This is a genomic window from Lysobacter enzymogenes (assembly GCF_900106525.1).
GTDB lineage: Bacteria > Pseudomonadota > Gammaproteobacteria > Xanthomonadales > Xanthomonadaceae > Lysobacter > Lysobacter enzymogenes.
Map to the genome: position 1 here is coordinate 109,311 of NZ_FNOG01000005.1, position 14,748 is coordinate 124,058.

Consider the following 14,748-nt stretch of genomic DNA (forward strand, 5'->3'; position numbering starts at 1 on the left):
CTCGGCGTGGCCGAGGAACGCGCGCGAGACGTCGGTGTAGCGGTACTCGGCGACCGCGGCCGCATGCGGCTTGAGCGCCTCGAACACGCGCGCGCTGGTGGCGCCGGTGCCGGCGCCGATTTCCAGCAGCCGCAGCGGCGCATCGGGTTCGGCGCGCAGGCGCTGTTCGGCGTAGCCGGCGACCAGGGTCGCCGCGACCCGGTTGAAATAATCGATGTACGGGTTCTGCTTGTAGACCTGTTCCACCCGTTGCACCGAAGCGTCGGCGAACATGATTTCGGTCGCTTCGCGGCGGCCGGCGAGGATCTCCGGCAAGGCGCGCAGCAGCGGCCCGACCAGGGCGGCGTGGGCGCGTTCGCTTTCGCTCTGCAGCGGGCCGGCGAAGTAACGCTCAGCCACCTCCCAGTCGTGCCCGGACAACGGACGCGACAGCGCATGCACGCCGTCCGCGCGCTCGTGCGCCAGACCGGCGCGGACCAGAAACGCCAGCGCTTCGCGCAGCCACGGCGCGTACAGCGCCGGCTTGCCCAGGCGTTGGTGCAGCGCGTCCCAGCGCAGTTCGCTCGCGCCCGCGGCCGCGCCGGCGAAGCGCGCGATCTGGTGCAGCATCCCGCTGGCGAGCGCCGCGTCGAGCGGATCCGCTCCGGCGTGCGCGCCCTGCTCCGCCGGTTCCTGCGGCTGCGGGACCTGGGCGAGGTCGGGCGGTGCGAAGCGCAGGCCGGCCGCGACGCCGGCCAGTTCGACGGTTTCCTCGTCGAGGATCGGCAAGGCCGCGCCGCCGTGGGCGGCGGCGCGCTTGAGCAAGGCGAGCTGTTCGAACGGCCCGGCCAGCGCGGTCTCGATGAACGGCATCGCTTCGGCCGGCTCGATCGAGCCCTCGCCGATGTGCTCCATGCGGCGCCGGTGCGCGGCCGAGGCGACGATGCCGACGCTGCCCCAATAGCCCCAGTTGATGGTGCGCGCGGCCGCGTGGCCCTTGCGCCGCATCCAGGTCGCCAGGGCGTCGACGTAGGCGCTGCCAGCGGCGTAGCTGCTCTGCCCGGGCGAGGGGTTGAAGCTCTGCAGGGCCGAGAAGAACAGCACGAAGTCGGCCGGCCGGTAGCGCGCGAGCGCGCCGGCCAGGGCCGCGCCGGTGGCGAGCTTGGACGACAGCGCCTGGGCGAAGGCGCCCTCTTCCACCGCCATCACCCCGCGGTCGTGCAGGTTCAGCGCCGAATGCACGAAGCCGTGGATGATGCCGTGCTCGGCTTCGACCTGTTTCAGCGCCGCTTCCAGCTCGCTGCGCTTGCGCGCGTCCACGCGCAGATAGCGCAGGCTGCCGCCGAGGCCGGACAGGCGCTCGATGGCGGCGGCGATCTCGCCCTCGGGCGCGCGCCGGCCGAGCCAGACGACGTTGGCGCGGTAGCGGCGCAGTACGTATTCGCTCCAGGCCTGGCCGAGCCCGCCGGCGCCGCCGAGCACCACGTAGACGCCGCCGGCGACCATGCGGGTGCGGGAGGCTTCGGGCAAGCGCACCGGCACCAGCCGGCGCAGATAGCGGCTGCCGTCGCGCAAGGCGACCGAGCTGTTTTCCGGATCCGCCGGCGCGTCGAGCAGCGCCGGCCAGGGCGCCGCCTGCGGCGCGTCGAGATCGTAGGCGTGCACCGACCAGTGCGGGTATTCCTTGGCCACCGAGCCGATGAAACCGTGCGTCGCGGCCTGGGCCGGATCGCCGGCTTCGTCGTTGCGCACCGCCAAGGCCTGCGCGGTGATCGCGATCAGGCGCAGCGCGCGCGGCTCGTAGCCTTCGCGCAGCAGCGCCTTGGTCAGGCGCAGGCAGCGCAGGACCCGGGCGTCGGGCTCCTCGCCGGCGGCGGCGCCGTGCGCGGCCCAGATCACGTGGGTGGGGCGCAACGCGCGGATCGCGACGATCGCTTCGACCTGCGAATGGTGCGCTTCCAGTTCGCGCAGCGTATCGCCGGCGCAGGCGGCGAGCAGCGCGGCGCGCAACGCCGCATCGGCGCCGATCAGCAACACCCGGCGCGGTACTGCGCCGGCGTCGGGCGGCGCGAGCGGGCCGAGGTCGTCCCACACCGGCACCAGCGGCACCGTGCCCAGCGGCAGCGACGCGGCGGCGTGCGCAGGCGCAGCGACGGCGCGATCGTCGGCCGCGACCGGCGCGGCGACGGGCGCCGCCGCGGCGTTCGCAATGTTGTCGGCAGCCGGCTCCGCAGCCATCGCGGCGCCCGGCTCGGACACCACCCGCGCGCTCAAGCCGGCGATGTCGACCGCGACCCGGCCGTGCTCGTCGAGGATGCGCACATCGAGCTTGCTGACCGCGTCGGAACTGCCGGCGGCGATGCGCACCAAGGCCCAGGCGCGCTCGCCCGGCGCATGCGCGATGCGCACCCGGTCGATGCTGAAAGGCAGGGTCTGCTCGAGTTCGCCGTCGTCCAGCCCGCCCTCGCCCAGGCCCAGGCCGAGCGAGGCCTGCAGCGCCGAGTCGAGCAAGCCGGGGTGCAGCACGAAGCGCGCATCGCGCTCGGCGTTCGCCGGCAACTGCAGGCGTCCCAAGGCGAAGCGGCTGCCGTCGGCGGCGAGGCCCAGGCGGGTTTCGACCAGCGCGCGCAGCGACGGCCCGTAGCGGCAGCCGAGCCGGTCGAACAGCGCATAGCACTGCTCGCCGGTGGCCGCCGCGCCCACGCATTGCGCGCGCAAGGCGTCGAGGTCGAGGCGTTCGTCGGCGTCGGCGGCGATGTGCGAGGCGGTGCCTTCGCAGTGCACGCACTGGCTGCCGTCGTCGCGCTCGCTGTAGACCTGGAACCGGTAGCGGCCGTCCGTGCGCTCTTCGATGCGCACGTGCACGGCGATCGGCTGCGCGCCGGCGACCAGCGGCCGCAGCCAGGCGACATCGTGCAGCGCCAGCGCCAGCGCCGTCGAGCGCGTCGCCTGCGCCAGCGCAGCGCGGGCCATTTCCAGAAAGGCCACGCCGGGCAGCAGGCGGGTTCCGCGCACGTCGTGATCGGCGAACACGAATTCGTCGCCGCGCAAGATCGAGGTGTAGCGGTGCTCGTGCAGGCCGGAGGTGTTGTGGTGCAGCAGTGGATGCAAGGTGGCGGCTGGCGCAGGTGCGGCCGTGGCCGCAGGCTGCGCTGCGGGCAGCGGCCGGTTATGCCGTTTCGGCGCGAACGGATAGGTCGGCAACGAGATCCGGCGCGCGTCTTGGTCGCGGTTCAGCGCGCTCCAGTCGAGCTCGACGCCGGCCATCCAGGCCGCGCCGATCTTGCTCCACTGGCCGCGCTCGGCCCAATGCGGCAACAGCTGCGCCAGTTCGTCGGCGTCGTAGCCGGGCGCGGCCGGCGCTGCGGCGACGGCATCGTTGGCGACGAAGGCGCGCAGCCCTGCACGCAGTTCCTCCAGGCTCGCCACTTCCAGCGCGATTCGGCTTGCGAGCGGCTCGCGTCCGAGCTGCAGAGTGCGGGCGATGTCGCCGAGGTCGAGGCCGTCGTCGCGCTGCACGAACGCCAGCAGGTCGGCGGCGTACTGGCGCAGGCGCTCGGGATTGCGCGCCGACAGCGGCACCAGGCAGCGCTGTGCCGCACGCGGCGCGCGCGGCGCAGCGCGGAACTGTTCCAGCAGCGCGTGCGCATTGGTGCCGCCGATGCCGAACGAGCTGACCCCGGCGCGGTGCGGCGCGTCTTGCGTCGGCAGCGGCCGCGCGGCGTCGACCACGTAGAACGGCGAGTTGGCGAAATCGATGGCGGGATTGGGCCGGGAGTAATTCAGCGACGGCGGAATCTCGCCGTGATGCAGGCTCAGCGCGACCTTGATGCAGCCGGCCAGCCCGGCCGCGGTGTCGAGGTGGCCGATGTTGCTCTTGACCGAACCGATGCCGCAGAACTGCCGGCGCTGGGTGTGGCGCGCGAACGCCTGGCCCAGCGCGGCCAGTTCCAGCGGGTCGCCGAGCCGGGTGGCGGTGCCGTGGGCTTCGATGTAACCGATGCTCTCGACATCCACGCCGGTCGTCGCCAGCACTTGGCCGACGACCTGGGCCTGGCCGCTGGCGCCGGGCGCGTAATAGCCGGCCTTGTCGGCGCCGTCGTTGTTGACCGCGGCGCCGCGCAGCAATGCGTAGATCGGGTCGCCGTCGGCGATGGCGTCGCGCGCGCGCTTGAGCAGCAGCACCGCCACGCCCTCGCCGCCGAGCATGCCGTCGGCGGCCGCGTCGAACGGGCGCAGGTGGCCGTCGCTGGAGAAATTCATGCCGCGTTCGGCGACGTAGCCCAGCGGTTCGCTCGCCGACAACGCCGCCGCGCCGACCAGGGCGTGGCGCGAGTCGCCGGCGATCAGGCTGCGCCAGGCGGTGTGCAGCGCCACCAGCGAGGACGAGCAGTTGGTGTGCACGAACAGGCTGGGACCGCGCAGGCCGAGCCGGTGCGAGATCAGGGTCGGGATCGAGCCGGGTTGGCTCCAGGCCGAGGCGACGTATTGCTTGGAGCTTTCGGTCAGCGTCCACGCCGTCGGCGCGGCGTCGGCGTGGTAGCCGGCGTTGGCGGCGGTCATGAACACGCCGGCGTCGGCGATCTCGGCGTTGCGGTAGCCCGCGTCCTCGACCGCTTTCCAGGCGTGCTGCAGCAACAGCCGCAGCTGCGGATCCATCGCTTGCGCGTCCTGCGCCGAGACCTGGAAGAACTCGTGGTCGAAGCAGTCCTTGTCGGTAATCGCCGCGCGCGCGGCGACCAGGCCGGGCTTGGCCAGCAGCGCTTCGGGCACGCCGGCGGCGCGCAGCGTTTGCGGATCGAGGAACTCGATGCTTTCGACCCCGTCGCGCAGGTTGTCCCAGAACTGGCGGTGATCGCGCGCGCCGGGCAGATGGCAGGACAGGCCGATGATCGCCGCGCAGTCGTCGATATAGGACGGCAGCGCGTCGGGCTGCGCGCGCGCCGGCGCGGACGCGGCACGCGCCGGCACGGGATGGACGTCGGCGCGCGCGGCGCCGGCGGCGATGTGCGCGGCGATGCGGCGCACGCTGCCCAGATCCAGCAGGTCGGTAGCTTCGAAGGCGATGCCGTAGGCCTCGCCGATGCGCCGGGCCACGCCCACCGCCAGGATCGAATCGCCGCCGATCTCGAAGAAGCCCTGCTCCGGCGGCACCTCGCGCAGGCGCAGGACCTCGCCGACGATCGCCGCCACTGCCGCTTCGATATTGCGCTCGCGTAGCATCGCGGGCTGCTCCTTGGGATGGGGGGCGGACAGGGTCGCGACCAGCGCGTGCCGGTCCACTTTGCCGTTGCGGTTGGTCGGCAGCTGGGCCAGGAACTCGATGCGCGTGGGCAGCATGTAGTCCGGCAGGCGCGCGGCGAGATGGCGGCGCAGCGCCTGCGCGTCCGCCGCGCATCCATCGGCGGCGACCACGAACGCGGCCAGTTGATTGCGCTCGGGCAGCAGCGCCACCGCGCACTGGGCCACGTCGCGATGCGCTTGCGCGGCCGCTTCGACTTCGCCCAACTCGACCCGCGAACCGCGGATCTTGACCTGGGCGTCGGCGCGGCCGACGAACTGCAGCTCGCCGTCGGCGAGCAGGCGCACGCGGTCGCCGGTGCGGTACATGCGCGCGCCCGGCGCGCCGTACGGGTCGGCGATGAAACGCTCGGCGGTGAGGCCGGCGCGGCCGAGGTAACCGCGCGCCAGGGCGACGCCGGACACGAACAGTTCGCCGACCTCGCCCGTCGCCACCGGGCGCAGGCTGTCGGGATCCAGCGCGTAGGCCGCGGCGCCGGCGATGGCCCGGCCGATCGGCACCGAGCCCGCGGCGAACGCGTCGTCCGCGGCGCACGGCCTGAACGTCGCGCAGACCGTGGTTTCGCTGGGGCCGTAGGCGTTGACGAAACGGCACTTGCGCATCCAGCGCTGCGCCAGCGCCGGCGCGCATTCCTCGCCGGCGACGATCAGCGTGCGCAGTTGCGGCAGTTCCACCGATTCGAGCAGGGTCAGCGCCGACGGCGGCAGCGTCGCCACCGCGATCGCGTGTTCCTGCATCAATCCGGCCAGCCGGCCGCTGCGCTGCAGCGAGCCGTTCGGCGCCAGATACAGCGTCGCCCCGGCCGACAGCGCCATCGCGATTTCCCACACCGAGGCGTCGAAGGTCCACGGCGCGAACTGCAGCACGCGCTCGCCGGCGCGCACGCCGAACGCGGCCGCCTGGACCCGGGCCAGATTGGCCAGGCCGGCATGGGTCAGGCCGACGCCCTTGGGCGTGCCGGTCGAGCCGGAGGTGTAGATCACATAGGCCAGTTGGCCCGGATCGATCGCCGGCGCATCGAACTGCGCTGCCGCGGCGATGCGTTCGAGCACCAGCGCATCGGTGTCGGGCAAGCGTTCGCGCAGGCCTTCGCGGGTGATGGTCGCGACCGCGCCGGCGTCTTCGAGCATGAAGCGCAGGCGCTCGGCCGGCAGTTCCGGGTCCAGCGCGAGCCAGGCCGCGCCGGCTTTCCACACCGCCAGCAGCGCGCACAGGGCCTGGGCGGAACGCTCCAGCAGCACCGCGACGACGGCGTCCGCGCCGACGCCGGCGTGGCGCAGTTGCGCGGCGATGGCGTCCGAGCGCGCGTCGAGTTCGCCGTAACTCAGCGATCCGTCCGCATCGACCACGGCCGGCGCGGCCGGATCGCGGCGCGCCTGCGCCTGGATCGTGTGATGCAGCGCCCGCCACGGCACCGGTTCGTCGGCGGCGGCGGACAGCGTGGCGACGGTGCTGCGGACCGAGTCGGCCAGCCGCTGCAGCCAGCGCTGCGCGGTCGCCTCGTCCACGCGCCCGGCATCGTGATCGAAATACAGCACCGGGCCGTGCTCGCGCTCGGCGACCTTGAACGCGAGCGGGTACTCGCCTTCCTGATACAGGCCTTCCAACGGCTCGAAGCCCACCCCGGCCCATGCGCGCGCCAGCGCCGGCAAGGCGAAGAAGCGCCGGCTCTTGTACTCGAACACGGTATCGAACGGCTCGCCTTGCCCGGCTCCGCGCCGGCGCCGCTCGCGCGCCACCCGCTGGAACGGGTAGTCGGCGTGGCTCAGGGCCTGGCCGAGCCGGGCGTGGGTGTCGCGCAGCCGCTGCTCCTGCGCGGCCTGCGGGTCCGGCGCGGCGCGCACCACCACGAGGTTGACGAAGCAGCCGACCGTGGCGTCGAACTCCGCGCGCGGCCGGCGCTCCACCGCCATGCCGACGGCGATGTCGTCGCGGCCGCACACCGATGCGAGCAAGTCCTGGTACAGCGACAGATAGAACGCGGCCGGGGTGATGCGCAGCCGCGCGCAGGCCGCGGCCACGGCGCGGCCGGTGTCGGCGTCGAGCGCGTGGCGCACGGTGCGCGGGCGGCGCGGTGCGCGATCGCCCGGGCCCAGCGCCGGCTGCGCGCCATCGAGCGTGCGCAGCCAGTAGTCAAGCGCCGCCTCGCCGGCGGCGCTGGCGACGTAATCGCGTTCCCAGCGCACGAAGTCGGCGAAACCGGCGGCCGGCGCTGCGGCCGCAGTTTCTACTGCCGCGCTAGCCTGCGCCGTGCCGCCGGCCGCGCGTTCGTAAGCCGTGCACAGGGTCTGCATGGACGCATCCACCGAGCCGCCGTCGAAGGCGATGTGGTGGACGACGATCAGCAGCGTCCAGGCATCCTTGCCGCGCGCGTACAGATCGGCACGCATGAACGGGCCGCGGTCGAGGGCGAACGGCTCGCGCAGGCGCGCCGACATCGCTTCGTGCAGGTCGGGCTCGCTCAGCGTCCGCGCGTCGTGCACTGCGAACGGCAGCGCTTCGGCGGCGACGCTTCGGCGCTGCGGGCGGCCGTCGCGCTCAACCACTGCGGCGGCCAGCGCCGGGTGCGCGCGCAGGGTTTCGATGCAGGCCGCGTGCAGCGCCTGCGGGTCGAGCGGGCCGCTCAGCCCGAGGCAGATCGGGATGTTGTAGGCGTAGCTGCGCGGCTGCGCGGACTGCAGCATCCACAGGCCTTGCTGGCCTTCCGACAGCGACGCGTCGGCTTCGCTGCCGCCCTCGCCCAGCGATTCCAGCCGCTGGCGCAGCTGCGCTCGCGACAATTCGCCGCGCTGGAACGCGCTCAGCCATTCGCGCAGGCTCATCGTGCGCCCTCCGCGGCGTCGGCCGGGGACTGGGCGAGCCGGGTTTCGATCAGTGCTTGCATGGCGTCCAGGTCCAGGTTTCCGGACTCGAAACGGTCCAGCAGCGCGTCCAGCGGGTCCCGCGCATCTGCAGCCGCGGCCGGCGCGGGCGCCGCTGCGGTGCGGGCGGCGAGCCGGGCGCCGACGTGCGCGCACAGCGCGGCGACCGAGGGATGTTCGAACAATTCGCGCCCGGACACGTCCAGGCCGTAGCGCTGACCGATCGCGCGCATCAGCCGCATGCTCACCAGCGAATCCGCGCCGAGGTCGTGCAGGTCGGTGTCCGGCGCCAATTCGCCCGGTGCGAGCACCAGCGCGGACTGCAGGAAGTCGGCGATGAAGTCGTGCAGGCCTTCGGCTGCGCGCGCGGCGTCGCTGCCGCTCGCGGCGGCCGGCGCCGGCGCGGCTGAGCCCGTGGCGGATTCGGCGGCGGATGCGGCGGTCGCGACGGCGCCAAGCGGCGGGTCGATCCAATAGCGTTCGCGCGCGAACGGATAGGTCGGCAGCGCGATCCGCTGGGTCGCGCGCTCGAACAGCCCGGCGAAGTCAGGGGTACAGCCGCGCACGAACAGTTCGCCCAGACGCTGCAAGGCGCCGCGGCGCTGCGACGCCTGCGTCGCGGCCTGGATGCACTGCGTCGCTTCCCGGCCGAGCGCGTCGAGTTCGCGCGCGCTAGGCCGCGCCGGCGCTGCGGCCGCTTCGGCGGCGAGCGCGGCGTCCAGCGCCGTAGCCGCTTCGGCCGCGCTGGCGGCGACGCAGGTCCAGCGGTGCTCGAAATGCTGGCGTCCCTGCAGCAAGGTGCAGCTGACTTGCGCGCAGTCCAGATCCTCGCGTTCGCGCAGCGCGTCGAGCAGGCGCCGCTGGCTGAGACGCAGTTGCTCGGGCGTGCGCGCGGAAAGCGCGATCAGGCACGGCAGCGCCGTCGCCGCCGCCGCGGCCGGCGCCGGCGCTTGCTCGATCACCAGGTGCGCGTTGGTGCCGCTGAGCCCGAAGGCGCTCAGGGTGGCGCGGCGCGGGCCGCGTTCGGGCGCCGGCCAGTCGCGCAGCGTGGTGTTGACGTAGAACGGGCTGTCGGCGAAATCGATATGCGGGTTGCCGTCGCGGAAATGCAGGCTCGGCGGGATCTGCCGGTGTTGCAGCGCCAGCAGCACCTTGAACAGGCCGGCCATGCCGGCGGCCTCGGCGGCGTGGCCGAGATTGCTCTTGACCGAGCCGATCGCGCAGTAATGCGAGCGCTGGGTGCGCTGGCGGAACGCGCGGGTCAGCGCCTGGAACTCGATCGGATCGCCGAGCGCGGTGCCGGTGCCGTGGGCCTCGGCCATCTGGATCTGGGCCACGTCGATGCCGAAGCGGTCGTAGACCTCCAGCTCGAGCTGTTCCTGCGCCAACGCGCTCGGTGCGGTCAGGCCGTTGCTGGTGCCGTCCTGGTTGATCGCGCTGGCGGCGATCACGCCGACGATGGGGTCGCCGTCGGCCAGCGCTGCGGACAGCTTCTTCAACACCACCATGCCGACGCCGTCGGCGGGAACGAAACCGTCGGCGCGCGCGTCGAAGGTGAAGCAACGGCCGTGCGCCGAGAGCATGCCGGCGCGGCTGCCGATCAGATGGAACCAGTGCGTGCACTGCACATGCACGCCGCCGGCGATGGCCAGTTCGATCTCGTCCGTCCACAACGCCTGACAGGCCAGGTGCACGGCGACCAGACCGCTGGAACAGGCAGTGTCGACGGTCATCGCCGGGCCGCGCAGATCCAGGTGATAGGCGATGCGCGAAGACAGCAGCGCGGTCGAGCTGCCGTGCATCGCCGCCGCCGGCAGTTCGCCGTCGCCGAGCTGGCCGGCGAGCAACTGGGTGTAATCCTCGCCGCTGCAGCCGACGTACACGCCGCACTTGCGCCCGGCGACCGCGCGGCCGGCCAGCCCCGCCGACTCCAGCGCCTTCCACGATTCCTCCAGGCACAGCCGCTGTTGCGGGTCCATGTAGGCGGCGTCGGCGCGCGAGATGCGGAAGAACAGCGGGTCGAAGCGGTCGACATCGCGGATGTAGCCGGCGTGGCGGCACAGCGCCTCGCCGTCGGCGCCGCGCAGGGCCGCCTCGGGCCAGCGCGAGGCCGGCTCGATCAGGTCGCGGCCGGCGGCGAGGTGGCGCCACAATTCGGCGCTGTCGTCGGACTGCGGGAAACGCCCGCTCATGCCGATCACCGCGATCGGTTCGCGGCGCAACGCGCCCGCGGGTTCGGTCGCGGCCGGCGCGGACGTTGACGTCGTTGCGGACGCGGGCGCCGCCGCGACCTGCGCGGACTGCGCCCGTTGCGCGTCGGCGCGGTGCGCCTGCACCACGTGCGCGGCGAGCCGCTCCAGGTTGGGGTGATCGAACAGGCAGGTCGCCGGCAAGCTCAGGCCCAGCGCTTGATTGACCGCGCGCACCAGCCTGAGGCCGACGATCGAATCCACGCCGTAGTCGGCGAACATCGCCTGCGCGTCGAGCAGGGCGGGATCCATGCGCAGCGCGGCGCACAGCTCGCGCGCCAGCGCCGCGTGCACGAATTCGCCGAGGGCGAACGGGTCTTCGGCGGCGGACGTGGGCGCCCGCCCAGCGACGGCCGGCGCATCTGCCCTGCCCTCGTCCGGCGACTTCGCCGCGATCCGCTCCACGCGCGCGCCATCGATGCGCAGGCGCTGCTGCGGATGCAGGCCTTCCACCGCCAGCGGCCGCTGCGTGCGGATCAGGCCGAGCTGTCGGTACGGGCCGCACAGCAAAGCCTGCAAGGCGGCGCCGCCGCAATCGGCGTCGATGAACTCGATCCCGATCTCGCTCAGCTCCTGGCTGCGGCGCGGGTCGTCGATGGTCCAGTAGCCCCAGTTCGCCACCCTGACCGGCGCGCCGCAGCGCCGTTCGAGCAGGCGCGCGAACGCGTCCTGCCAGGCGCAGGCAGCAGCGTAGTGGCTTTGCTCGCGGTTGCCGATGAACGAAACCAGCGAGGAGAAGAACACGATGCCGTCGCGGGCGTCGCCGGCGAAGGTTTGGGCGATGCGCACGGCCGGCGCGGTCTTGGCGTCGAACGCCGCGCGCAGCTCGGCCGGCGCCAGCGACGCCGCCGGAGCCAGCGAGAAATACGTGGTCGCCGCCAGCACCGCGTCGATGCGGCCATGCTGCGCCAGCACCGAGTCGCGCACCCGCCGCAACGCTTCGGCGTCGGCCGCGTCGGCTTGGTGATAGAACGGCCGTTGCTGCGGCGCGAACGCCGACAGCGACGCTTCGACCTCGGCGGCGCGACGGCGCCCGACCCAGATCACGGTCGCAGCGTGTTCGCGCAGCAGGTAGTCGCTGATCTGGCGGCCGACATGGCCGGCTCCGCCGATCAGCACGTAGACGCCGCCTTGGCGAAAACCGCCGGGGGCGAGCCGGGCGACTTCGACTTCGGTCAGACCGCTGCGCAGCCAGCGGCCGTCGCGGTGGGCGTAGACCGTGGCCCGGCCGGCGACCGCGCGCAGCGCGGCCAGCGCCTCCAGGCCGGGCTCGGCGCCGGCGTCGAGATCGGCGAGCGCGAATGCGCTGTGGCGGTAGTCTTTCGCCGCCGAGCGCAGGAAACCCGCGACCGCGGCCTGCGCCGGATCGAGCGCTTGCGCGGCGTCGAGCGGCTGGCCGTGGCGGGTCACCGCCACCAGTTCGACCGCGGCGGCAGATTCGTGCAGCACCTGCAGCAGCGCCGCGCATTGCTCGACCGCCGCGGCGGGGTCGCGCAACAGCGATTCGAAATCGGGCGCCGTTGGGTCGACGCCGGGGCGCGCGGAGGCGGACTCGGCGGCAACCGGGGCGAACCACACCACCTTGCTCGGGCGACATCCGGCCAGCACGTCGCGCAAGGCCGCGCGGCCGCGCCAGTCAGTGGCGATCGGGCGCCGCGCTGCGAGCGCGTGCAACTGGGCGGCGCTGGCATTGATCACCAGCCACTCGCCCGCCTGCGCCGGCGCATCGGGCGCGGCGGCGTCCTGCCATTCCGGCGTCAGCAGGCGCGCGCCTTCGGCCATCGCGAAGCGCGGTTCGCTCGCGGTCTCGCCCGCGCCGGCGAGCGGCGTGGGCGCGGCGACCGGCCAGTAGGTTTCTTCGGCGAACGGATAGGTCGGCAACGCCACCAGCGCCGGCGTTTGCGCATACAGCGCGGACCAGTCCAGCGCGGCGCCCGCGACCCAGGCCGCCAGCGCCGGCTCGTAGCGGCCTTCGCGCAGCAACGCTTCGGCGGACTGTGCCGCCGCGGCGCCGTCGCGCGCGGCTTTGCCGATGTGCAACGGGTGATTGGGCGCGTGCCCCTCGGCGTAACCGCGCAGAATCGCGACCGCCTGCGTCAGCGACGAGGCGGCGAACGCCAGGCGGTGTTCCATCGCTTCGCGGCCGAGCTGCAACGTGGCCGCGATCGCGCCCAGGTCGGCGTCGCGGTAGTCGCCCTGCTCCAGCGCGTGGGCCAGACGCCGCGCGTACTCGGCGAGGCGGTCGGCGCGGCGCGCCGACAACACCCACAGCGCCGGTGCGGAGACAGGCGTCGCCGGCTCGGGCGCGGCGGCGTGCGGATATTCCTGCACGACCAGGAAAGCGTTGGCGCCGCCGGCGCCGAACGACGACACGGTGGCGGTGCGCAGCGCCGGCGCGCCGTCGCGAGCGTGCGGGCGCGGCCAGGGTTCGGCGCGCTGCGGCAGCACGAACGGCGTCCCAGCCAGATCGAGGTCCGGATTCGGCTGCTCGCTGTGCAGGGTCGGCGCCAGCTCGCCGTGGCGGAACTGCAGCAGCACCTTGGTCAGGCCGGCCACGCCGGCGGCGGCTTCCAGGTGGCCGATGTTCGACTTGACCGAACCCAGCGCGCAGAACCCGGTGTCCGAGGTGGTCGCGGCGAAGGCTTGGCTCAGGCCCTCGACTTCGATCGGATCGCCCATCGCGGTGCCGGTGCCGTGCGCTTCCACGCAACCGATTTGATCGGCGCCGACGCCGGCGCGGGCCAGGGTGTCGCGGACCAGATCGCGCTGCGCGCGCGGATTGGGCACGGTGTAGCCGTGGGTGCGTCCGCCGTGGTTGATGCCCGAGGCCAGGATCGTGCCGTGGATGCGGTCGCCGTCGCGTTCGGCCGCCGACAGCGGCTTGAGCAGGACCACGCCGACGCCCTCGCCGGGCACGAAGCCGCTGGCGTCGGCGCCGAAGCTGCGGCAGCGCCCGTCGGTGGACAGCATGCGCTGCGAGCACAGCCCGACATAGGTCGAGGGATGCAGGTACAGGTTGACCCCGCCGGCCAGGGCCAGCTCGCATTCGTCGCGCAGCAGGTGCTCGCAGGCTTCGTGGATCGCGGTCAGCGACGCCGAGCACATGGTGTCGATGGGGAAGCTCGGGCCGTTGAGGTCGAGTAGATACGAGACCCGGTTGGCGACCGAACTGAAGCTGGTGTATGGCGTGGCCGGATCGCCCTGCGCGGCCAGATCGCGCGCATGCAGTTCGAACCCGGTCTTGGTGATGCCGGCGAACACCCCGACCCGGCCGCGGTGGCGCTGCGCCAGCCGCTGGCGGGTGTAGTTGCCGTCCTCCAGCGCCTGCCAGCAGGTCTGCAGGAACAGCCGTTCCTGCGGATCCATGTCCAGCGCCTGCGCCGGGGCGATGCCGAAGAACAGCGGATCGAATTCGGCGAAGCCTTCCAGAAAGCCGCCCCAGCGGCTATAGCTCATGCGCCGGGCGACGGCGCTGTCCGGATCGGCGCAGAAAAAGCCGTCCAGCGACCAGCGCTGGGCCGGGATCGGGCCGACGCTGTCGCGGCCGGCGCGCAGGTTGCGCCAGAACTCATCGAGATCGCGCGCCTGCGGATAGCGTCCGGCGAGGCCGACTATGGCGATGGGCTCGCGTGCGGACGCGCTCGCGCGGCGTACGCTGGCCGGCGCGGCGGCCAGCGCAGTCGCGCGCGCGGGCGGCGCTTCGGCTTCGATCGGGGTTTCGATTCGAGTCTCGACCGCGGCTTCGGCATGCGCTGCGCCGGCCGCAGCGCCGCTCCAGCGCAGGCAGGCCTCGGCGTGGTCGGCGGCGAGGTGCTCGCCGATCTCGGCCAGCGTGCGGTACTGATAGAACAAGGTCTTGGACAGCCCCTGGAACGCGCCGGCCAGCCGCTGGTTGAGCTGGGCGATCATGATCGAGTCGATGCTGAACGCTTCCAGCGCCTGCTCCGGATCGATCCGCGCGGGGTCGATTTTCGACACGTCGGCGAACACTTCGATCAAGCGGCGCAAGGCCGCACGGGACAGACCGCCGTCCGTTTCGACAACGGGCGTCTGCGCCGTCGCTGCGGCCGGCGGCACGCGCGATTCGTGCCCGTCCAGCAGCGCGGCCACCGCCGCGGGCTCGCCCGCCAGCACCGTCACGCAGGACTCGCCGCTGTTCCAGGCGCGGCGCAACGCCGCCAGCCCGTCGCGCGCCTGCAGCGGCGCCAGCCCGGCCTGGGCCAGTTCCGCCTCGGCCTGCGCCGACAGGCGCATGCCGCCGTCGCGCCAGTACGGCCAGTCGATGCACAGCGCGCGGCCGTGGCGTTCGCCGCGCGCGGCGCGGGCGTTGCGCGCCGCGGCGTAGCCGCGCATGAAG

2 protein-coding genes (both running past the window's edge) are annotated in these 14,748 nt (G+C 73.3%); both read right to left on the reverse strand.

The features are described from left to right. Positions 1–8,103, reverse strand: partial view of a non-ribosomal peptide synthetase gene (locus BLU84_RS26550; protein WP_074868192.1) — the 5' portion only. 8,493 nt of this gene lie to the left of the window's left edge; the window shows 8,103 of its 16,596 coding nt (coding positions 1–8,103); its start codon is at positions 8,101–8,103; the stop codon falls past the left edge of the window. After that, positions 8,100–14,748: the 3' end of a non-ribosomal peptide synthetase gene (locus BLU84_RS26555; RefSeq protein ID WP_074868196.1), read on the reverse strand. It continues 12,254 nt past the right edge of the window; only the last 6,649 of its 18,903 coding nucleotides appear in the window; its start codon lies off the right edge, out of view — the gene reads right to left on this strand; it ends in the stop codon at positions 8,100–8,102. Before BLU84_RS26555 ends, BLU84_RS26550 begins: the two co-directional genes overlap by 4 nt.